Annotated in this window: 19 protein-coding genes and 1 pseudogene; 8 read left to right on the top strand and 12 right to left on the bottom strand. The window is 74.2% G+C overall.

What is annotated here, in order from left to right; translation table 11 throughout:
• Positions 1 to 90: 90 nt before the first annotated feature.
• Together ACFYUZ_RS34560 and ACFYUZ_RS34555 are read right to left on the bottom strand one after the other, a co-directional pair.
• The gene (locus tag ACFYUZ_RS34560; RefSeq protein WP_389316010.1) at positions 91 to 765 is read right to left on the bottom strand and encodes a response regulator; all 675 of its coding nucleotides are present in this window, start codon (positions 763 to 765) and stop codon (positions 91 to 93) included.
• The gene (locus tag ACFYUZ_RS34555) at positions 762 to 1868 is read right to left on the bottom strand and encodes a histidine kinase (protein WP_389316008.1); all 1107 of its coding nucleotides are present in this window, start codon (positions 1866 to 1868) and stop codon (positions 762 to 764) included. The genes ACFYUZ_RS34560 and ACFYUZ_RS34555 overlap by 4 nt, the downstream gene beginning before the upstream one ends.
• 209 nt (positions 1869 to 2077) lie before the next feature.
• Between ACFYUZ_RS34555 and ACFYUZ_RS34550 the strand changes: the two genes are divergently transcribed.
• The gene (locus tag ACFYUZ_RS34550) at positions 2078 to 2548 is read left to right on the top strand and encodes a cation:proton antiporter regulatory subunit (protein WP_389316006.1); all 471 of its coding nucleotides are present in this window, start codon (positions 2078 to 2080) and stop codon (positions 2546 to 2548) included.
• A gap of 6 nt (positions 2549 to 2554) precedes the next feature.
• The gene (locus ACFYUZ_RS34545) at positions 2555 to 3769 is read left to right on the top strand and encodes a cation:proton antiporter (RefSeq protein WP_389316004.1); all 1215 of its coding nucleotides are present in this window, start codon (positions 2555 to 2557) and stop codon (positions 3767 to 3769) included.
• A gap of 224 nt (positions 3770 to 3993) precedes the next feature.
• Here the strand turns inward: ACFYUZ_RS34545 and ACFYUZ_RS34540 are convergent.
• Positions 3994 to 4437: pseudogene (locus ACFYUZ_RS34540) on the bottom strand (SLC13 family permease); the annotation flags it as partial.
• A 248-nt stretch (positions 4438 to 4685) separates the two neighbouring features.
• Between ACFYUZ_RS34540 and ACFYUZ_RS34535 the strand changes: the two are divergent.
• From ACFYUZ_RS34535 to ACFYUZ_RS34525, 3 genes are all read left to right on the top strand, one after another.
• Positions 4686 to 5549: a dihydrodipicolinate synthase family protein gene (locus ACFYUZ_RS34535; protein WP_389316020.1), complete on the top strand. Its 864-nt coding sequence runs from the start codon at positions 4686 to 4688 to the stop codon at positions 5547 to 5549.
• Positions 5550 to 5636: 87 nt separating this feature from the next.
• A complete protein-coding gene (locus tag ACFYUZ_RS34530) occupies positions 5637 to 6641 on the top strand; it encodes a proline racemase family protein (protein WP_389316002.1) in 1005 nt (334 codons plus the stop codon).
• A gap of 137 nt (positions 6642 to 6778) precedes the next feature.
• Positions 6779 to 7480 (top strand): GntR family transcriptional regulator, encoded by a 702-nt coding sequence (locus tag ACFYUZ_RS34525; protein ID WP_389316000.1) that lies wholly within the window; start codon positions 6779 to 6781, stop codon positions 7478 to 7480.
• Positions 7481 to 7495: 15 nt separating this feature from the next.
• Here the strand turns inward: ACFYUZ_RS34525 and ACFYUZ_RS34520 are convergent, their stop codons facing one another.
• The 9 genes from ACFYUZ_RS34520 to ACFYUZ_RS34480 form a co-directional block, all read right to left on the bottom strand.
• Complete coding sequence (locus ACFYUZ_RS34520) at positions 7496 to 8998, bottom strand: long-chain fatty acid--CoA ligase (RefSeq protein ID WP_389315998.1); 1503 nt, start codon at positions 8996 to 8998, stop codon at positions 7496 to 7498.
• Positions 8998 to 9858, bottom strand: coding sequence for a 4'-phosphopantetheinyl transferase (locus ACFYUZ_RS34515; RefSeq protein ID WP_389315996.1), 861 nt, complete (start codon positions 9856 to 9858; stop codon positions 8998 to 9000). The genes ACFYUZ_RS34520 and ACFYUZ_RS34515 overlap by 1 nt, the downstream gene beginning before the upstream one ends.
• Positions 9855 to 11036 carry an alpha/beta fold hydrolase gene (locus ACFYUZ_RS34510; RefSeq protein WP_389315994.1) on the bottom strand — a complete coding sequence of 394 codons (1182 nt, stop codon included), beginning with the start codon at positions 11034 to 11036 and terminating at the stop codon, positions 9855 to 9857. The genes ACFYUZ_RS34515 and ACFYUZ_RS34510 overlap by 4 nt, the downstream gene beginning before the upstream one ends.
• Positions 11033 to 12007, bottom strand: coding sequence for a beta-ketoacyl-ACP synthase 3 (locus ACFYUZ_RS34505; protein WP_389315992.1), 975 nt, complete (start codon positions 12005 to 12007; stop codon positions 11033 to 11035). Before ACFYUZ_RS34505 ends, ACFYUZ_RS34510 begins: the two co-directional genes overlap by 4 nt.
• Positions 12008 to 12053: 46 nt before the next feature.
• Positions 12054 to 12947: an enoyl-ACP reductase FabI gene (gene fabI, locus ACFYUZ_RS34500; RefSeq protein ID WP_389315990.1), complete on the bottom strand. Its 894-nt coding sequence runs from the start codon at positions 12945 to 12947 to the stop codon at positions 12054 to 12056.
• Positions 12947 to 14191 carry a beta-ketoacyl-[acyl-carrier-protein] synthase family protein gene (locus tag ACFYUZ_RS34495; RefSeq protein ID WP_389315988.1) on the bottom strand — a complete coding sequence of 415 codons (1245 nt, stop codon included), beginning with the start codon at positions 14189 to 14191 and terminating at the stop codon, positions 12947 to 12949. The genes fabI and ACFYUZ_RS34495 overlap by 1 nt, the downstream gene beginning before the upstream one ends.
• A complete protein-coding gene (locus ACFYUZ_RS34490) occupies positions 14184 to 14456 on the bottom strand; it encodes an acyl carrier protein (protein WP_389315987.1) in 273 nt (90 codons plus the stop codon). Before ACFYUZ_RS34490 ends, ACFYUZ_RS34495 begins: the two co-directional genes overlap by 8 nt.
• Positions 14457 to 14491: 35 nt before the next feature.
• Complete coding sequence (locus tag ACFYUZ_RS34485; RefSeq protein WP_389315985.1) at positions 14492 to 15607, bottom strand: radical SAM protein; 1116 nt, start codon at positions 15605 to 15607, stop codon at positions 14492 to 14494.
• A gap of 106 nt (positions 15608 to 15713) precedes the next feature.
• On the bottom strand, positions 15714 to 16433 hold the full coding sequence (locus ACFYUZ_RS34480; RefSeq protein WP_389315983.1) for a Phenylacetic acid catabolic protein: 720 nt from the start codon (positions 16431 to 16433) through the stop codon (positions 15714 to 15716).
• A 453-nt stretch (positions 16434 to 16886) separates the two neighbouring features.
• Here ACFYUZ_RS34480 and ACFYUZ_RS34475 point away from each other — a divergent pair, with 453 nt between their 5' ends.
• From ACFYUZ_RS34475 to ACFYUZ_RS34465, 3 genes are all read left to right on the top strand, one after another.
• Positions 16887 to 18113 carry a PLP-dependent aminotransferase family protein gene (locus tag ACFYUZ_RS34475; protein WP_389315981.1) on the top strand — a complete coding sequence of 409 codons (1227 nt, stop codon included), beginning with the start codon at positions 16887 to 16889 and terminating at the stop codon, positions 18111 to 18113.
• The gene (locus tag ACFYUZ_RS34470) at positions 18113 to 18595 is read left to right on the top strand and encodes a PaaI family thioesterase (protein ID WP_389315979.1); all 483 of its coding nucleotides are present in this window, start codon (positions 18113 to 18115) and stop codon (positions 18593 to 18595) included. The genes ACFYUZ_RS34475 and ACFYUZ_RS34470 overlap by 1 nt, the downstream gene beginning before the upstream one ends.
• An 84-nt stretch (positions 18596 to 18679) precedes the next feature.
• On the top strand, positions 18680 to 19111 hold the full coding sequence (locus ACFYUZ_RS34465; RefSeq protein WP_123455883.1) for a cell division protein SepF: 432 nt from the start codon (positions 18680 to 18682) through the stop codon (positions 19109 to 19111).
• Positions 19112 to 19440 lie beyond the last annotated feature (329 nt).

Genomic DNA, 19440 nt, shown 5'->3' with positions numbered 1-19440 from the left:
GCTGCACTCCTACAATCACCACCGCGGACACACCGCACTCGCAGGCAAACCACCCGCCAGCCGCGTCCCCAACCTCACTGGGCAATACACCTAGGGCTCGATCAGGCCCACGCGGATCGCGTAGCGGGTGAGTTCGAGGCGGTCGCGCATGCCGAGCTTCCGGAGGAGGTTGGCGCGGTGGCGTTCGACCGTCTTCGGGCTGATGACCAGGAGGTCGCCGATCTCCTTGGAGCTGTGGCCCTCGGCGACGAGCTTGAGGATCTCCTCCTCGCGTTCCGTGACGGCCCGGTCCGGCAGCGGCTCGCCCCGTTCCGCGCGGTCGAGGTACGTGCGGATCAGGGCCGTCTCCGCGCCCGGGCAGATGAACGGCTCGTCCCGGACGGCCGCCCGGCACGCCTCGACCAGATCGCGGTCGGCGACGGACTTCAGGACGTAGCCGTTCGCACCCGCCTTGAGCGCCTCGAAGAAGTACTGCTCGTTGTCGTACATCGTGAGGATCAGGATCCTCAGCTCCGGCCGGAGCCGGCTGAGCTCGCGGGCCGCCTGGAGTCCGGTGCGCAGCGGCATGGAGATGTCGAGGACGGCCAGGTCGATGTCCGTGGAGCGGGCCAGGGCGACGGCCTCCGCCCCGTCCGCCGCCTCGGCGACGACGGTCAGGTCCGGTTCCGCGTCCAGGATGAGGCGCACCCCGCCGCGCACCAGGGCGTGGTCGTCCGCGAGCAGGATGCGGGTCGGGGAGGCGGGGGGCCGGGTCCGGTCCGTCATGACGTCGTGGTCCTTCCGGTGGTCTCGCCGGCCGCGCGTCCGGTGCCTGTGGTCTCGCCGGTGGCACGTCCGTGGCCGGAGGTCTCCTCGTCCGTCCACCCGGTGCCGGTGGTCTCTCCGGTGACGCGTGCCTCGCCGGTCGTCTCCGCGGTCGCGGCTCCGGTGCTGCCGCTCCTCGTGTCCAGGCGGACCTCCGTGCCGCCGTCCGCGCCTTCGCGGACCGTCAGTTCGGCGCCGATCAGCAGGGCGCGCTCCCGCATGCCCCGGAGTCCCGCCCCCTCGGGCGCGGCGCCGAGGCCGCGGCCGTCGTCCCGTACGAGAAGACTCACCCCGCCCCCGGGCAGCGGGCGCAGCCGCAGGTCGACGCGGGTCGCGCCCGCGTGGCGCGCCGTGTTCGTCAGGCCCTCCTGGGCGATCCGGTAGAGCACGAGTTCCGTCTCCGGGCCGAGCGTCGGCAGACCCGCGTCGACGTGGAGCCGTACGGTCAGCCGGCGCGTGGAGAACTCGGAGGCCAGGGACCTGAGCGCGCTGTGCAGGCCCAGCTCCTCCAGGACGCCCGGCCGCAGGCGGCGGGCGATGCGGCGGATCTCGTCCAGGCCGGCCCGCGTGGTCTCCTGCGCCTGCTGGAGCTCCGTCCGCAGCTCGGCGGGGGCGTGGTCGGCCGCGTGCCTCAGCTGGAGGAGCACGGCGGTGAGGGTCTGGCCGACCTCGTCGTGCAGCTCCCGTGCGATCCGTCGGCGCTCGGTCTCCTGCGCGGACAGCACGCGCGCGGTGCTCGTGGCCCGCTCCGCCTCCAGCCGGTCGAGCATCGTGTTGAACGTACGGGTGAGGTCGGCGATCTCGCCGTGCCCCGTCACGGCCGCGCGCCGGCCCGGCCGCAGCAGGTCCGCCGTGCGCATCGCGCGGGTGAGGCGCTGGAGCGGCGCGAGGCCGACGCGGAGGAGGAAGGCGTTGGCGACGAGCAGGACGAGCAGGCCGGCCAGGAGGACGAAGACCTCGCCGAGGAGCACGGGCGTGGAGACCGTGACGGGACCGAGGAGCAGCAGCACGGCGACGACGAGGACCGAGGCGTTGAGCAGGAAGAGGCGCCGGTACAGCGACACGCCGTCACCTCCTCTGCTCGTCCGTCACTCCGCACATGCCCTCTGACCTGCGGCGGGACCCATGTCCCCGCCCCATCCTGACCAGTGCGGCGGGGGCTTGTCCATCCGTGCCGGCACCCATGTCCCGAGGGGCCGGACGGATGGCACCATGCCGGGGCACCACCACCGGTCACGACACTTGGAGGGACGGGCCCGTGCCTGCTCCGCGGATGAGAACGACACCCCTGCCCGGCATCGGCGTCCAGTACGACTTCACCACGCGGGAGCACCGCCACCTCTCGGTCATCGCGCACCGCGACGGGACCCGGACCGTGAACGTCTACCGGGCCGACGACCCGGACGCCTGCGCCCAGTCGCTGCACCTCACGGAGACGGAGACGGCCTCGCTGATCGACGCGCTGATGCCCGCCCACCACAGCCCGAACGTCCTGCACACCACGGACCTGGGCCTGGTGGCCGAGCGGATCGAGCTCTCCGCGCACTCGTACTGGAACGGCCGTGTGCTCGGCGAGACGCGGATGCGCACCGAGGCCGGGGCCTCCGTCGTCGCCGTGCTGCGCCGTTCCGGGGCGATACCGTCCCCGACCCCGGCCTTCCGGCTGGCCGGCGGTGACACGCTCATCGTCATCGGCACCCGCGAGGGCGTCGACGCGGCCGCCGCGATCCTCGGTCGGGAGTGAGGGGGCGTGCACTCCGCGGTCTTCCTGATCGAATTCGGCGCCATCATCCTCGGTCTCGGCCTGCTCGGGAGGCTGGCCGGCCGCTTCCGGTTCTCCCCGATCCCGCTCTACCTCCTCGCCGGGCTCGCCTTCGGCAGGGGCGGTCTGCTGCCGCTCGGCGCGAGCGAGGAGTTCGTCGCCATCGGCGCCGAGATCGGGGTGATACTCCTGCTGCTCATGCTCGGCCTGGAGTACACCGCGAGCGACCTCGTCTCCAACCTCAAGACCCAGTACCCGGCGGGGCTCGTCGACTTCGCCCTCAACGCGCTGCCCGGCGCGGCCGCCGCGCTGCTGCTCGGCTGGGGGCCGGTCGCCGCCGTCGTCCTGGCCGGCGTCACCTGGATCTCCTCGTCCGGCGTCATCGCCAAGGTCCTCGGCGACCTCGGACGCCTGGGCAACCGCGAGACGCCCGTCATCCTCAGCATCCTGGTCCTCGAAGACCTCGCCATGGCGGTCTACCTGCCCATCGTCACGGCCCTCCTCGCCGGCGTCGGCCTCGCCGCCGGCGGCGCGACGCTCGCGATCGCCCTGGGCGTGGCCGGGGCCGTGCTCCTCGTCGCCCTCCGGTACGGACGTCTGATCTCCCGCTTCGTCTCCAGCGACGACCCGGAGAAGCTGCTCCTCGTGGTCCTCGGGCTCACCCTGCTCGTCGCGGGCGTCGCCCAGCAGCTCCAGGTCTCCGCGGCCGTCGGCGCGTTCCTCGTCGGCATCGCCCTCTCCGGCGAGGTCGCCGAGGGCGCCCACGCCCTGCTGAGTCCGCTGCGGGACCTGTTCGCGGCGGTCTTCTTCGTCTTCTTCGGCCTGCACACCGATCCCGCCAGCATTCCGCCGGTCATCCTCCCGGCGCTCGCCCTCGCCGTCGTCACCGCGCTGACCAAGATCGCCACCGGGTACTGGGCCGCGCGCCGCGCCGGGATCGGGGCGAGGGGCCGGTGGCGGGCGGGCGGCACGCTGGTGGCGCGCGGCGAGTTCTCCATCGTCATCGCCGGGCTCGCCGTCACCGCCGGAGTGCAGCCCCAGCTGGGGCCCTTCGCCACCGCGTACGTGCTCGTCCTCGTCGTCATCGGCCCCCTCACCGCCCGCTTCACCGAGCCGATCGCCACGGCGGTGACGCGCCGGCGCGGGAGGGACGGGGAGCGGGGCCCGGCCGACGCGCCGAAGTCGAGGTCCGCGGTGGGCTGAGCGACCCGGCGGCACCCGGTCGTGCGTGGCTTCCGGACGCGCCGCTCACCCGCCGAACAGCCGGAGCGAGAGCCACAGCGCCACCGTCGACGCGGCGAGGGCGGCCGGGACCGTGAGCAGTCCGAGGCGGGTGAACTCGCCGAGGGCGACGGGGTGGCCGTGCTCGTGGGCGATACGGCGCCAGAGGAGCGTGGCGAGCGATCCGGCGTACGTGAGGTTGGGCCCGATCCGGACAGGTGCGCGCTCGCGTAGGCGTGGGGTCCCGGCCGGGCGCCCATCCGGGCGGCGGTCGCGAAGACGACCGGGGTCAGCAGGACGACCGTCGCGTCCAGGCTCAGGACGGCGGTGATCGGCGAGGCCAGTCCGAAGACGGCGCCGAGCAGCCGCCGGGGGCGGCGGGCCCAGCGGGCCGTCCAGGCACCGCAGGCGTGGAAGAGCCCCTCGTCGTCGCAGAGCCTGGCGAGGACGAGGACCGCCGCGAGGAAGCCGATCACCGGTCCGAGCCGCCCGGCCTCCTCGCGTACGGCCTCGGGCGTGACCGCGCCCACGGCCGGGACGGCACCGGCGGCGGGGAGGGCGAAGGCGGCCTCGGGCAGGCGGAACGGGCGCGCGACGGCGCCGGCGAGGGTCACGGCCAGAGCGAGCACGGAGACGGAGAGGGCGAGCATGTGTTCGATGATCCGGTTCGGTCGGGGCGGGGCGCGCGCGGGGCCCCGAGGTCCCGGACCGGAGCTGATAGGGCGTCAGAACTGATCCCGTCCTGGGCTCTTGTGGACTCCGCGCCCGTCAATAAAATGTCACACACCACACAAGGGAGTCCTTCATGGCCCACGCGCACCCCCACCAGCCGGTGCGGCCCGCGCCGTCCGCGTCCCCCGTCCGGCCCGCGCACCGCGCCCGCCCCTGGCACGGGATCATGGTCGCCACCGCCCTCCCCTTCCGCCCGGACGGCACCGTCGACCACGACGCCTACGCACGGCACGTCGCCCGGCTGATCGCCAACGGCTGCGACGGCGTCGTCCCCAACGGCTCCCTCGGCGAGTACCAGACCCTCACCGACGCGGAGCGCGCCCAGGTCGTCCGTACCGCCGTCGAAGCGGCCGGGGACGGGGCCAGGGTCATGCCCGGCGTCTCCGCGTACGGCAGCGCCGAGGCCCGCCGCTGGGCCGAACAGGCCGCCGAGGCCGGCTGCGGCTCGGTCCTGCTCCTGCCGCCCAACGCCTACCGCGCCGACGAGCGGTCCGTGCGCGCCCACTACGCCGCCGTCGCCGAGGCCGGGCTGCCCGTCGTCGCCTACAACAACCCGTACGACACCAAGGTCGACCTCACCCCGGCGCTCCTCGCCCGCCTCCACGCCGACGGCACCGTCGTCGCCGTCAAGGAGTTCAGCGGCGACGTCCGCCGCGCCTACGAACTCGCCGAACTCGCCCCCGAGCTCGACCTGTTGATCGGGGCCGACGACGTCCTCCTCGAACTGGCCCTCGCCGGCGCCGTCGGCTGGATCGCCGGCTTCCCCAACGCCCTCCCGCGCGCCTGCGCCACCCTCTACCGCGCCGCCGTCGCCGGCGACCTCGCCGTCGCGCTGCCGCTCTACCGCTCGCTGCACCCGCTCCTCCGCTGGGACTCCAAGACCGAGTTCGTCCAGGCGATCAAACTCTCCATGGACCTCGCCGGCCACACCGGAGGAGCCGCCCGGCCGCCCCGCCTCCCGCTCACGCCCGAACAGGAGGCCGTCGTGCGCGCCGCCACGGAGAAGGCCCTGGCCGAGGGCCACGCGTAGGACCTCCGCTCCGCACGTCGTACGCCCCTCGGCCCCGTACGCCCCTCAACCATCCGTCCCGCCGCCCGCCCGTCCGAAGGGGACCCCATGCGCACCCGCCACGTCTACCACGCGGTGGACTCCCACACCGAAGGCATGCCCACCCGCGTCATCACCGGCGGCTTCGGCGTCGTGCCCGGCGCCACCATGGCCGAGAGGCGGCTCCACTTCGCCGAGCACCTCGACCACGTCCGCACCCTCCTCATGTACGAGCCGCGCGGCCACGCGGCGATGAGCGGCGCGATCCTCCAGCCGCCCACCCGCCCCGACGCCGACTACGGAGTCCTCTACATCGAGGTGTCCGGCCTGCTGCCGATGTGCGGCCACGGCACCATCGGCGTCGCCACCGTCCTCGTCGAGACGGGCATGGTGCCGGTCGTCGAACCGGTCACCACCGTCCGGCTCGACACCCCCGCCGGACTCGTCGTCGTCGACGTCCGCGTCGAGGACGGCCGCGCCCGCTCCGTGACCCTCACCAACGTGCCCGCCTTCTCCGTCGGCCTCGACCTCAAGGCGGACGTCCCCGGCCACGGCACGGTCACCTACGACCTCGCGTACGGAGGCAACTTCTACGCCTTCGTCGACCTCGACTCCCTGGGCCTGCCGTTCGACCGCGCCCACAAGGACGAGCTGCTCGCCGCCGGACTCGCGATCATGGACGCCGTCAACGCCGGCCCGGACCGGCCCGTCCACCCCGAGAACCCGGCCTTCGCCGGGGTGAAGCACGTCTACCTGACCGCGCCCGGCTCCGACGCGACCCGTTCGCGCCACGCCATGGCCATCCACCCCGGCTGGTTCGACCGCTCCCCGTGCGGCACGGGCACCAGCGCCCGCATGGCCCAGCTGCACGCGCGCGGACTCCTCGCCCCGCACACCGACTTCGTCAACGAGTCCTTCATCGGCACCGAGTTCACCGGACGGATCGTCGACGAGACGGCCGTGGGCGGGCTGCCCGCCGTCGTCCCCACCGTCACCGGCCGCGCCTGGATCACCGGCACGGCCCAGTACTTCCTCGACCCGGAGGACCCGTTCCCCGCCGGATTCCTGCTCTGAGCGGCTCTGAGCGGCTCAGAGTCGCTCTGGCCGCGCGGGGGCGCCCGGAGCGCTCGGGGTCGCGCGGGGGCGCTCCGGCCGGTCGGGGAAACGTGACATTGTACGATGCTCCTCCGTGACTTCTCGGAGGACGCACGATGGGTGACCTGAAGCAGTACGGCCTCGTCAGAGCCCAGGAACGGCTCCGCGACCAGGTCGGCCACGCCCTTCGCGCGGCCCTGATCGCCGGGGAACTCCGCCCCGGCCAGGTCTACTCGGCCCCCGGCCTCGCGAGCGACCTCGGCGTCTCCGCCACCCCGGTCCGCGAGGCCATGCTCGACCTGGCCCGCGAGGGCCTGGTCGAGCCCGTCCGCAACAAGGGCTTCCGCATCACCGAGGTCAGCGAGCGGGACCTCGACCAGTACACGGAGCTGCGGACCCTCATCGAGGTCCCCACCATCGGCCGGGTCACCCGCCGGGCCGGCCGGGAGCAGCTGGAGGCGCTGCGGCCGGTCGCCGAGGAGATCGTCTCGCGCGCCCGCGAGCACGACCTCATCGGCTATCTGGAGGCGGACCGCCGCTTCCACCTCGCGCTGCTCTCCCTCTCCGGGAACGAGCGGCTCGTCGAGACCGTCGGCGACCTGCGCAAGCGCTCCCGGCTCTACGGACTGACCGGCCTCGACGAGGCCGGCAAGCTCGTCTCCTCCGCGGAGGAGCACCTCGAACTCCTCGACCTGATGATCGCCGGGGACGCGCCCGGCGCCGAGGCGTGCGCTCGTCGCCACCTCGGCCATGTGCGTTCCTTGTGGGCCGACCCCGAGGCGGGCGACGAACCGGAGGTCGGAGACGGTCCGTCCTGACCGGCAGGACCCGCCTCACGCCCCTTCCGGCGGGACGATCGCCCGCTTGAGGACCTTCCCCGTCGGCCCCTTCGGCAGGGCGTCCGTGAGCCAGATCCGGCGCGGGTACTTGTACGGGGCGAGCCGCTCCCGCACATGGGCGCGCAGCTCGGCGGGGGAGACCCGGCCGCCGGGCCGCAGGACGACCGCGGCGGCGACCTCCTGCCCGTGCACCGGGTGCGGGACGCCGAGGACGGCGGCCTCCGCCACGCCCGGGTGGAGGTGGAGGACCTCCTCCACCTCCCTCGGGTACACGTTGAACCCGCCCCGGATCACGACGTCCTTGAGCCGGTCGACCACCCGGAAGTCGCCGGACGCGTCCCGGGTGCCGAGGTCGCCGGTGTGCAGCCAGCCGTCCCGTACCGTCTCGGCGGTGGCCTCCGGGCGGCGCCAGTAGCCCTTCATGACGTTGTGCCCCCGGATGACGAGCTCGCCGACCTCGCCGTCCGGGACCTCCTTGCCGTCCCGGTCCACCACCCGCATCTCCACCCCCTCGATCGGGATGCCGATCGTGCCGGGGGAGCGCGGCCGGTCGATCCGGTTCACACAGGCCAGCGGGGACGACTCGGACAGCCCGTACCCCTCCAGGACCGCGCAGCCGAAGCCGGACTCGAAACCGGTCAGCACCGCCACGGGGAGGGGCGAGCCGCCGCACAGACAGACCCGCAGCGAGGAGACGTCGTGGTCCGCGCGGTCCGGATGCCGCAGCAGCAGCCCGTACATGGTGGGGACGCCGAGGAAGACCGTGACCCGGTCCCGGGCGACGAGCGCGAGCGCGCCCGCCGGGTCGAAGCGGGCCATGAGCGTCAGACAGGCGCCCACCGCCACCGCGCAGTTGAGCCCCATCACCTGCCCGAAGGAGTGGAAGAGGGGCAGCCCGCCGAAGACCACGTCCGAGGGGCCGAGCCCCAGGACCCGCACGCCTTCGCCGACGTTGCGCCGGATGTTGCGGTGGGTGAGCTCGGCTCCCTTCGGCGCCCCGGTCGTGCCGGAGGTGTAGAGCACGACCGCCGTGTCCTCCGGGGCACGGGAAGCGGGCGCCACGCGCGCGTGGTCCGCCAACAGCGCCGTGAACGCGGCCGGTTCGATCGCGAGGTGCGGGGTGCCCGCCAGCCGGGCGCCCTCGGCCGCCTCCTCGCCGTCCCGGTGCCAGGACAGGAGCAGCGCGGCCCCGGCGTCCGCCAGACAGTGACGGACCTCGCCCGCCCGCAGCAGCGGATTGAGCGGGACGACGATCGCGCCCGCGCGCAGGACGCCGTAGTAGAGCACGGCGAACAGCGTGCTGTTCGGCAGCATGAGCGCCACCCGGTCGCCGGGACCGACCCCGCGCGCGTGCAGCAGCGCGGCGGCGCGGTCGGCGAGGTCGTCGAGCACGCCGTACGTCAGCGTCTCGGCGCCGAGACGCAGCGCGGCCCTGCCGGGATGCGCGGCCGCGCTCCGGGCGAGCAGCGCGGGAACGGTGCCGTCGTCGACGCTCATCAGCGGTACTCCTTCGAGGCCGTGCGGTGCGGAGGAAGCGGTACGGGACGGGGGACGGCGACGGCGGTCAGCAGCAGGCCCTCACGGACGAGCCAGCGACCGGGCAGCACGCGCGGAAAGGGACCGGGCCCCGCGGGCACCGGCACCAGAAGCCGCGCCCGGAACCGACCGGCGGCCCGGGGGAGCCCCGCACGCGCGCGTGCGGGCGGATGAAGGCGGTCGTCACGCGCGCGTGCCGGGGGGCGCGGGCCGTCGGGGACGTCGGGGGCGTCGGGAGCGTCGAGCCACCATGCCACCTCGGCGTCCTCGAAGCCGAGCCAGGCACCCCCGTACCCGCTCCAGGCCTTGTAGACGGACTCCTTGGCGCTGAACAGCAGCCGGTCCCAGGCGATGTCCGGCCGCCGGACGGCCAGTTCGCGCAGCCGCGCCTCCTCCGGGCCGAAGACCACCTCCTCGCGGACCCCGGACGGCAGCGGCGCGTGCGGCTCGGCGTCGATGCCGAGGCCGAGGAAACGGACGGCCGACGCCACCGCCGCGCCCCGGTACCCCGCGCAGTGCGTGATGCTGCCGACGGTTCCCGCGGGCCACGCCGGCGCTCCGCGCCGTCCCCGCAGGAGCGGGGCCGCCGCGACCCCGAGGGCCGCGAGCGCCCGGTGGGCACAGAGCCGGCCCGTCGCGAACTCGCGCCGCCTGCCGGGCGTGGCGCGCGCCATCAGCGCCTCCTCCTCGGCGAAGAGCCACGGGGGACGGGGCTCCTCGCCCGTCCCGGCCCCGTCCACCGCCCCGGCCTCCTCGGCCCAGCGCACCCGCTCGGGCAGCAGCGCGCCCAGCAGGGGGCGCCCCCCGCTCCGTGCGCTCACGCCCGGGCACCCGACGGCGTGCCGCCACGGTCCGCGGCCGGGACCGGAGGCACGGCGCCGGGCCCGGCCGCGCCCACCGGGGCGGTGCCGGGGCCGGCCGCGCCCGTCGAGGCGGCGTCCCGCGGTCCGGCCGTGCTCGTCGAGGTGACGTCCCGCCGCCCGGCCGTGCTCGTCGAGGCGGCGTCCTGCCGTCCGGCCGTGCTCGTCGAGGTGACGTCCCGCCGCCCGGCCGTGCTCGTCGAGGTGACGTCCTGCCGTCCGGTCGCACCCGCCCGGGCGGTGCCGGGTCCGGACGTGGGCGTCGCAGGGAACCCCGCCCACGCCGCGATCCGCTCGACGAGTTCCGCGTTGTGCCGGATCCAGCGGAAGTGGTCGAGCCGTCGGCCGCCCGCGTCCGAGGCCCGGTAGCTCCAGCGCCGGACCCGGGCCGAGGTGAGCTTCGCGCACAGGTGGTCCACGGCCCGTGGCGGCGCCATCGCGTCGCCCTCGACGTCGACGGCCAGGACGGGCAGGTCGACGCGCCCCAGCGCCGCCTCGTAGTCGGCGGCGGCGCCCGCGGCCCCGTACCGCCCGGTCCGCATCTGCCGCGCCCAGTCCCGCATCATGCCCACGGACTCGCGCCCGCCGAAGCCGAAGCGGTCCCCCGGCCAGTAGCCGAGCAGCTCCGCGCCGGCCACGCACAGCAGGCTCCGCACGAGCCACCGCGCCCCCGGCCGGAGGTCCGCCCCCGTGCCGAGCGCGCGCCACCACGCCGAACCGCTGGCCACCAGGACGACCCCCGCGAGGCGCGGCCGGAGCAGCCCGCAGTGCACCAGACCGAGCTGGCCGCCGAGGCTGTGGCCGAGGAGCCACCGCGGCGCCCGGGGGAAGGCGCGCTCGACGGCGTCGAGGACCGCGCCGATGTCGTGCTCGACGAGCTCGCGGTAGCCGAAGCGGATCCCGCGCGCCGGGACCGGGGTGCTCTCGCCGTGGCCGCGCAGGTCCGTCGTCACCACGGTCGCGCCCCGCCGGTGCAGCGCCCGTACCAGCGGGGTGTAGTGGCGGGCGGCGGTGCCCATCGCCGGGAGGACGACCACGACCGGGGCGGTGGGCTCGGCGCGCGCGTGGACCCGGACCACGAGCACCGCGCCGTCCGGGGCGGTGAGCTCGGCCAGTACGGGGAAGGGGGAGGTCCTCATCCCGCCTCCACGGCCTCGGCCTCCGGCTCCGTCAGGCGCCAGCCGATCACCCCCGCGCCCCAGGTGACGCCCGCCCCGAACGCCGCCACCCCGAGCAGGCCCGTCGGGCCGAGGCGGCCCTCCCGCCAGGCCTGGTGGAGGGCGAGGGGGATGGAGGCGGAGGAGGTGTTGGCGACCCGGTCGACGTTGAGGTAGAGCCGCTCCGGCGCGACGCCGAGCTCCTTGCCCACCGCGCGGACGATGCGCGCGTTGGCCTGGTGGGCGACGAACAGGTCGACGTCGTCGGCGGTCAGCTCCCGCCGCGCGAGGACGTCCCGGGCCGCCTCGCTCATCCTCTCCACGGCCTGGACGAAGATCTCGGGGCCGTCCATCCGGAGCTTCCGGTCGTACCGGTCGGCGTACAGGAGCGGAATCAGCTCCCCGTCCGAGCCGAGCCGGAACGCGGGCCCCACGGAGGGACCGGGGTCCACGTCCGCCACGACCACCGCCCCGGCGCCGTCGCCGAGCAGCACCGCCGTCGAGCGGTCCTCGTGGTCGGTGATCCGGGTGAGCGCCTCGGCGCCGCAGACCAGCACGGTGCCCGCCCGGCCCGACTCGATCAGGGCGACGGCGTGGTCCAGGGCGTACACGAACCCGGCGCAGGCCGCGTGCAGATCGAACGCGGCGGCCCGGTCCGCGCCGAGCCGGGCGGCCACCTCCACGGCGAGCCCCGGGGTCGTCCGGTCGGGGGTCGTGGTCGCCACGACGACGTGCCCCACCTCGCGCGCGGTGCGGCCCGAGTGGGCGAGGGCCGTCCGGGAGGCGGCCAGGGCGAGGTCGGCGAGGTGCCCGTCCTCCGGCAGGAAGTGACGCTGCCGGATCCCGGTCCGCTTGACGATCCACTCGTCGGAGGAACCGATGGCGGCGAAGTGGCTGTTGGACACGGCCCGTTCGGGCAGCGCCGAGCCGACGCCGACGACGGCCGCGGTCATGAGGGGTCCTCCTTCGGCGCGGACCGGATCCCGACGGTCGCCGCGGTCATGAGCGGTCCTCCTTGCCGGCGCGGGGCGGGGCGCCGATGCCCGGGGGTTCGCCGACGGCGCCGACCCCCATGCGCACGGCGTGCATCCCGCCGTCCGCGTGCACGATCTCCCCGGTGACGGTGGCCGCCAGGTCCGAGAGCAGGAACAGGACCGGGCCGACGAGCCGGGCCGGATCGGCGCGGCTCCAGCCGAGCGGCGCCTCCTGCTCCCAGCGGTCGGCGATCCGGTCGAAGGTGCTGACGGCCCGCCCGGCCACCGTCTCGACCGGGCCGGCGGCGACGAGGTTGACGCGGACGCCGGAGTGCCCCAGGTAGAGCGCGAGGTAGCGGCAGACCGCGCCGAGCGTGGCCTTGCCGACCCCCATCCAGTCGTATCCCGGCCAGGCCCCGGACGAGTCGAAGTCGAGCCCGACGACGCTGCCCCTGGCCGCGCCGGCGCCCCCGCCCTCCCGCAGCAGCGGGGCGAGCGCCGTGGTCAGCGAGTGCAGCGAGAAGGCCGCCGTGCGCAGCGCGAGCGTCGCGCCCTCGACGGACGTGGTGAGGAAGTTGCCGCTCAGCGCGGACTGCGGGGCCGCGGCGATCGCGTGCAGGACGCCGTCGACCGCGCCCCAGCGGCGCTCCAGCTCCTTCGTGAGCGCGTCCAGGTCCTCGGGACGCGTCACGTCGAGCTCCAGTACGTCGGCCGGGTACGGCAGGCCCGAGGCCGCCGCCTCCGTGATCCGCCGGGTCCGCCCGAATCCCGTCAGCAGGACCTCCGCGCCCGCCTCCTGGAGCGCCCGCGCGGTGTGCCAGGCGATCGAGTCGTCGTTGAGGACCCCGGTCACCAGATAGCGGCGCCCCGAGAAGCCGAGCAGGTCGGGGATGCCGTGGGGGTCGCGGGACGCGCGCATCAGGACCGCCCTTCCACGGCCAGGACGAGGGCCGCGTTGTGTCCGCCGAAGCCGAAGGAGGTGGAGAGGCCGAACAGCCGGTCCGCGCCCGCCCGTACGGTGAGCTTCCTCGGAGCCCGGACGAGGTCGAGCGGGCCGAGGGCCGGGTCGGGGTGGCGCAGCCCCGCCGTCGGGGGCGCCACGCCGTGCCGCAGCGCCTGGAGGGTGGCGACGGCCTCGACCGCGCCCGCCGCCCCGAAGAGGTGCCCGAGGGCGCCCTTGCCGGAGGAGAGCGGCAGCTCCGCGAGGACGTCGGCGCCGAGGGCGCCCCGCAGGGCCTCGCACTCCAGGCGGTCGTTGAGGGCGGTGCCGGTCCCGTGGGCGTTGACGTACGCCAGCTCTCCGGGCGCCACCGAGGCCTCCCGCAGCGCCAGTGCGACCGCCCGGGCGGCGGGCCCGCCGGTGGGGTCGGGGGCGGTCACGTGATGGGCGTCGGAGGTCGCCCCGTACCCCCGTACGGCTCCGAGGACCTCGGCCCCGCGCCGGGCGGCGCCCGCCGCCGTCTCCAGGACGAGGATCCCGGCGCCCTCGCCGATCACGAAGCCGTCGCGGTCCCGGTCGAAGGGGCGGGCGGAACCGCTCGGCGAGAGCGCGCCGGCGTTCGCGAAGGCGGCCGCCACCAGGTCCGAGGAGGAGGCCTCCGCTCCGCCCACCACGACGGCGTCGGCCGCCCCCGAGGCCAGGAGCCGCATCCCCGTGCCGACCGCCTGCGCGCCGCTGCTGCACGCGGACGCGACGCACAGGCTCTCGCCGCGGAAACCGTGCCGCATGGAGAGGTGGGCGGCGGCCGCGTTGGCCATCGTCTGCGGGATCATCAGCGGCGAGACGAACCCGGCGCCCTCCTTCTCGTACACCTCCCGCTGCGCCTCGAAGGAGGACGTGCCGCCGAGCCCGCAGCCGATGACGCAGGCGACGCGCTCGGGGAGCCAGGGTGACGGAGCGCCCGTCCGGTGCCCGGCCCGGCTCAGGGCCTCCTCGGCCGCCACCAGGGCCAGCTGGGTGAACCGGTCGGTGCGGCGCACCAGGTTCCGCGGCAGGTGGTCGCCGGGGGTGAAGTCCGCGTGCCGGACGGCCGGGCGGGAGCCCGCCGGCGCCGCGTCCCCGGCGACGGCGCGCTCGTGGAGCACGCCGGCGCCGACGCCGAGCGGGGTGACCGCGCCGAAACCGGTGACGACGACCTCCCGGTCCCGCCGCGGATCACTCAACTCCGGCCTTCTCGCAGCACAGTTCGAGGATCTGGCCGACGGTCTCGATGCCGTCGAAGTCCTTCGTGCGGACCGGTACGCCCAGGTCCCGCTTGACGGACTGCGCGAGCTCGACCATGTCGAGCGAGTCGATCTCCAGGTCGTCGAGCGCGGCCCCCGGCAGGACGTCGCCCTCGTCGACGCCCAGTTCGACGAGGGCGTCGGTGATGAACTGCTCGATGGTGGCGCGGTCCGGCGTCGTGGACGTCGCGGATGTCTCGGACATGACTCTCCCGTGCGGTGTGGGGATCAGGGCTGCGATCAGGGGGTGGCGAGCTTCGATGCGTGGTACGGCGACCAGTGCCACTGGCGCCAGTAGCTCTCCGCGATGTCCACCCACTCCTCCAGGCGCGCGGCGCTGTCCAGGAAGCGGGAGGCGCTGACCACCAGCCAGCTGTAGACGGCCTGGCTGTCGCGGCAGCCGCCGCAGTCCCCGGACGTGCAGCAGAACTGCAGCGACTCGTAGTCGGCGCCCCAGGCGGCGAAGCCCGGGATCACCGGGTTGCCGTTGGCGACCCGCTCCTCGTGGTCGGGGTGGTCGACGCTGAGGCTCGGGCAGACGTCGTACCCGAAGCGCGCCCCCCAGTGCGAGGTGCCGGTGATGAGGCTGCGGATGAAGTACGGGTGGCTGACCACGGCCTCGGGGTACGCCTCCTTGACCCGCAGGGCCTCCTCGAGGACGCGGCGCTCGTTCTCGATCTGGATCGGGTTGTCCGAGCCGTGCTCGCTGTAGAAGTTGAAGGTGACGATGTTGCCGTTCTCGGCGATCCTGCGCACGGTCGGTTCGAGGTACGGCAGCCCGGCCTCGGAGAGCGCGAAGATGAACAGGACGCGCGGGTCGTCCTTGTAGTGCGAGAGTGCCGTGTCGAACAGGCCGGTGAACTTCGAGCCGTTGACCCGGATGGCCCGCAGGTCGTCGTCGAGCGGCCCGCCGCCGAAGATGCTGACGGCCACGGCGATGTGCTCGAATCCCCGCACGGGCATCGGACGCAGCCCGTTGGTCGAGATCGTGATGTACGGCAGCTCCTCGACGAAGGCCTCCACCCGGCGCAGCACCAGGGTCGGCTCGCCGCCGATCAGCGTGGCCTGGTTGACCCCCTCGTCCCGCAGCCGGCGGGCGAAGGAACGGATCCTGTCGACGTCCGAGAGCTCGCGCACGGCCGTGTCGAAGCCGCCCTCGAAGTACCAGCAGCCCTTGCAGCGGATGTTGCAGGTGTTGGTGAGGTGGACCTCGCACGAGCGCACCTCCCGGCCGAGCCGGCGCAGCCTGTGCAGGCGCTCGGCGAGATCGGGACGCTCGGCCAGGAGGGCGGCGGTGCGCTCCTTCGCCTCCCGGCGGCCGAGCGGACGCGGGGTGATGGTCAGGGGGGTGGCCATGGGCTGCGGACTCCTCGGTCGGACTGCTGCTCGGTCTCTCTCGCGCCCGCGCTCTCCGGCCGTACGGGGGCCGGGTGGCGTACGGGGGACTGCTCGCTTTCCCCGGCTACTCGGGGACCTTCAGGCCGAGGTTCTCGATCCGCGGGGTGACCTTCGCCCGCCAGATGTCGCGCGCCTCTCCGTTGGTGGTCTGCCGGAGACCGAAGCGGACCGCGAGCTTCGACCTCTCCGAACGCGCGCTGCCGAAGATCCGGTTGAATCCCGGCCACAATCGGTCGAGGCCCTGCTGGAGTTCCTCGCGGCCCTCCTCGGTGCGGGCGAGATTCCGGCAGACCCGCGCGCCGTGCGCGATGTGGACCTTCTCGTCGAGAATGATCGTGCGCACCGCCTCGGCCCACGGCTTGTAACTGCTCTGCGCGAATTCGGAGATCATCACCATCGCGGTCTCCTCGCCGATGTACGAGAAGATTCCGCGCTCCGCCCACGTGGTGCAGGTGTGGAACTCGTGGCCGGCGAAGAGATCGCGGTCGACGAGCCGCTGCTGCTCCATGTATCCGGTGTCCACTCCGATGTCGGCCAGGATCCTCTTGCCGATCTTGTAGTGGTCGTACTCCTCGACGGCGCGCTCGGCGCACACCTGCCGCTCCTCGGCGTTCGGCGCGAGCGGCAGGAACACCTGGATGTAGTCGTCGGCGCCGGACAGTTCGCCCTCGGTGTTGACGATCATTCCCCGTACGGCGATCTCGCGGTAGTCCTCGGGCATGGCGAGGAATTCCTCGGGGGTGCGGACGACGACTGCCTCGTCGACGGGAACGGAAGATGCCATGGTGATCCACTCGCCTCGCTCGTTCGACCTGACCCGAAAGACCGCTGACATCGCGGTGGTGGAGCGGTCGAACGCTATCCACGGCGCAGCCGTCCATCAATGAGACCAGGGACCGGAATGGCCGATTTCCCCGAGTCGTGCACGGCGTGCGGAGAAACCGATCAAGAACCCTCCGTGGCGCGTCGGACAAGACGGAGGAAGATCGCTCCGCCCACCCTTTCCGGTGTCGACCAGCGAGAAGGGAAGGGGGAGGGAGATCCTCCGAATTCCTCGTCCGCGGCCGGATTTCCACGGCCCGCAGAGTGGCCGAATCGGATCCGGCACCCGTCCGGAGCAAGCCCCTGACGGAGCGGGAATTCGCCCCGTGCGGGGCCCTGAAGAGTGTCAACTCGGCCACGCCCGGCAGCAATCGAACGACCTGGACACCGTCTTGAATCTCTATATGCTGGCGCCATGCTTTCTGCCGCCTCCGCGCCCGCGAACGCCACCTCCTCCACCCCCTCCGTGCCCGCGCCGGCCACCGCCTCCCGGCTGGCCGACATCGGCTCGTCGCCCGTACGGGAGATCCTGGCGCTCACGGCACGGCCCGAGGTGATCTCGTTCGCCGGAGGCCTGCCCGCCCCCGAGCTGTTCGACATCGCCGGGATCCGCGCGGCGTACGACCGGGTCCTCGCGGAGAACCCGCAGCACGTCCTCCAGTACTCCACGACCGAGGGTGACCCGGACCTCCGCACCGCCGTCGCCGACCGGCTCACCGCGCGCGGACTGCCCACGGACGCCGACGACCTGCTCGTCACCACCGGCTCGCAGCAGGCCCTCACGCTCCTCACCACCGCGCTCGTCGAACCGGGCAGCGTCGTCCTCGTCGAGGACCCCTGCTACCTGGCCGCCCTGCAGACCTTCGGCTTCGCGGGCGCCCGCGTCGTCCCCGTCCCCACCGACGACCAGGGGATCGTCCCCGAGGCCCTGGAGGAGATCGCGGTCCGCGAGAAGGCCACCCTCCTCTACATCGTCCCCACCTTCCAGAACCCCACCGGCCGCACGCTCCCCGCCGAGCGTCGCCACGCCGTCGCGGAGGCCGCCGCGCGGCACGGGTTCTGGATCGTCGAGGACGACCCGTACGGCGAACTGCGCTACGACGGCGAGCGCGTGCCCTGCATCGCCGCCGACCCCGCCGCGGCCGACCGCACGGTCCTGCTCGGCTCCTTCTCCAAGGTGATGGCCCCCGGCCTCCGGCTCGGCTACCTGCGGGCCCCCGCTGGGCTGCGCCGCGCCTGCGTGATCGCCAAGCAGGCCGCCGACCTGCACACCTCGACCATCGACCAGGCCGCGGCCGCGCGCTATCTGCGCGACAGCGACCTCGACGCCCACGTCGCCGTGATGCGCGCCGCCTACCAGGAGCGCAGGGACGCGATGCTCGAAGGACTGCCGGGCGCCCTGCCCGAGGGCAGCCGGTGGAACAGGCCGGAGGGCGGCATGTTCATCTGGGTGACCCTCCCCGCGGGCCACGACGCGACGGCCCTCCTGAAGACCGCCGTCGGCCACGAGGTGGCGTACGTGCCGGGGGCGCCGTTCTTCTGCGGCGATCCGGACCCGGGCGCGATGCGGCTGTCGTTCACGACGCACTCGGCCGACGAGATCAGGGAAGGGCTCCGCCGGCTGGCGAAGAGCTTCGCCTGATGACGGACGCCGGGAGCCCCACGGCCCGCGCGCAGGCGGCCTCTCCGGGCGCCGGCACGCTGTCGCCGGACGAGCTGAACGCGCTCGTCCAGCGGCAGTTCCCGGACTACGCGGCCTGTCACGTCACCGACGCGAGCGGGACGCACCTGCTCATGGAGGCGGACGGAGCCCGCCTCCGCACCCGGCCCGGCGGCACGATCTCCGGTCCCGAACAGGCCGGACTCGTCGACCTCGCCGCCTTCCTCCTCGTCAACGCCCGGCTCGGCCGCCCCACGCCGATGGCGCTCACCACCTCGCTCCAGATCAGCTACCTCAACCGCCCCCGCCCCGGCCTGCTCCGGACGCACGCGCGCATGGCCAAATTCGGCCGGCGCCTCTGCGTGGTCCTCGCCGAACTCAGGGACGAGGCGGGTGATCTGGCGGCCTCCGCCACCGTCACGTACTCCGTCCCGCCGACGGCCGCGGGGCAGGGGACCGGCTGACCCGGAGCCGGGCTCCGACCGGCCCCGGGTCATCACCTCGTGTCGTTGTTGGGCCGAACGGGTGAGGAGCGGGAGGATGGGCCCATGAGTAGGTACGAGAGGTACGACGTCACCGACGAGCAGTGGGAGGGCCTCGCCCAGGTCGTGCCCCTGCGCGGCCGTGACGAATGGCCGTCCAGGGTCGACCACCGCACGATCCCCGAGCAGTACGAATCCGCCGAGCAGCGCCGCATGGTCGTGCTCCGCGTGCAGGTCTTCGCCGACGCCCGTGAGGTCGCCGAGTACCTCATCGCCCAGATCCCGGTGCTCCTCGACCTGACGAGCGCCGACACCGAGGTCGCCAAGCGGATCCTCGACTTCAGCAGCGGTGTCGTCTTCGGCCTCGGCAGCGGGATGCACCGCGTCGACCGGAACGTCTTCCTGCTGGCCCCGGCCGGTACGGAGGTCGAGGGCGCGGAGGGCGAGGACGAGGAGGACGTCGTGGGCGGCCGGACCGCCGGCGTCCCCCGATCGTAGGAAGGGCATCTCGCCGTAACGGTTCGTCAGGGAATGATCTGCGTACGGTCCGGGCATGGACCTCACCGGCGGCTCCACGCTCGCCCGCACGTCAGACGCCCACTCCTCCGACGGCGCTCCCTCCCCGGTTCGCCCGTCCGCGGTCGACTCCGCCCCGGCCGGCTCGTCCGTGGCCGGCCCCGCCCCGGACAGTGCGTCCGTGAACGGCCCCGCCCCGGCAGGCCTTCCGCCGGTCGGTACGCCTGTGGCCGGCGCCTTCGCGGCAGGCACCCCCGTGGTCGGTTCTTCGGCAGGCACCTCCGTGGTCGGCTCTCCGGGAGGCACCTCCG

It is taken from the genome of Streptomyces sp. NPDC004266 (genome assembly GCF_042874095.1).
GTDB lineage: Bacteria > Actinomycetota > Actinomycetes > Streptomycetales > Streptomycetaceae > Streptomyces.
The sequence above is the reverse complement of the archived record's forward strand: the minus strand, read 5'-3'. Positions and strand labels throughout refer to the sequence as shown.

Excerpts from the sequence above, each read along its gene's own strand:
- ACFYUZ_RS34560 (WP_389316010.1), bottom strand. The coding sequence starts at position 765 with ATGACGGACCGGACCCGGCCCCCCGCCTCCCCGACCCGCATCCTGCTC.
- ACFYUZ_RS34550 (WP_389316006.1), top strand. The coding sequence starts at position 2,078 with ATGAGAACGACACCCCTGCCCGGCATCGGCGTCCAGTACGACTTCACC.
- ACFYUZ_RS34535 (WP_389316020.1), top strand. The coding sequence starts at position 4,686 with ATGGTCGCCACCGCCCTCCCCTTCCGCCCGGACGGCACCGTCGACCAC.
- ACFYUZ_RS34530 (WP_389316002.1), top strand. The coding sequence starts at position 5,637 with ATGCGCACCCGCCACGTCTACCACGCGGTGGACTCCCACACCGAAGGC.
- ACFYUZ_RS34525 (WP_389316000.1), top strand. The coding sequence starts at position 6,779 with ATGGGTGACCTGAAGCAGTACGGCCTCGTCAGAGCCCAGGAACGGCTC.
- ACFYUZ_RS34520 (WP_389315998.1), bottom strand. The coding sequence starts at position 8,998 with ATGAGCGTCGACGACGGCACCGTTCCCGCGCTGCTCGCCCGGAGCGCG.
- ACFYUZ_RS34510 (WP_389315994.1), bottom strand. The coding sequence starts at position 11,036 with ATGAGGACCTCCCCCTTCCCCGTACTGGCCGAGCTCACCGCCCCGGAC.
- ACFYUZ_RS34505 (WP_389315992.1), bottom strand. The coding sequence starts at position 12,007 with ATGACCGCGGCCGTCGTCGGCGTCGGCTCGGCGCTGCCCGAACGGGCC.
- fabI (WP_389315990.1), bottom strand. The coding sequence starts at position 12,947 with ATGCGCGCGTCCCGCGACCCCCACGGCATCCCCGACCTGCTCGGCTTC.
- ACFYUZ_RS34490 (WP_389315987.1), bottom strand. The coding sequence starts at position 14,456 with ATGTCCGAGACATCCGCGACGTCCACGACGCCGGACCGCGCCACCATC.
- ACFYUZ_RS34485 (WP_389315985.1), bottom strand. The coding sequence starts at position 15,607 with ATGGCCACCCCCCTGACCATCACCCCGCGTCCGCTCGGCCGCCGGGAG.
- ACFYUZ_RS34480 (WP_389315983.1), bottom strand. The coding sequence starts at position 16,433 with ATGGCATCTTCCGTTCCCGTCGACGAGGCAGTCGTCGTCCGCACCCCC.
- ACFYUZ_RS34475 (WP_389315981.1), top strand. The coding sequence starts at position 16,887 with ATGCTTTCTGCCGCCTCCGCGCCCGCGAACGCCACCTCCTCCACCCCC.
- ACFYUZ_RS34470 (WP_389315979.1), top strand. The coding sequence starts at position 18,113 with ATGACGGACGCCGGGAGCCCCACGGCCCGCGCGCAGGCGGCCTCTCCG.
- ACFYUZ_RS34465 (WP_123455883.1), top strand. The coding sequence starts at position 18,680 with ATGAGTAGGTACGAGAGGTACGACGTCACCGACGAGCAGTGGGAGGGC.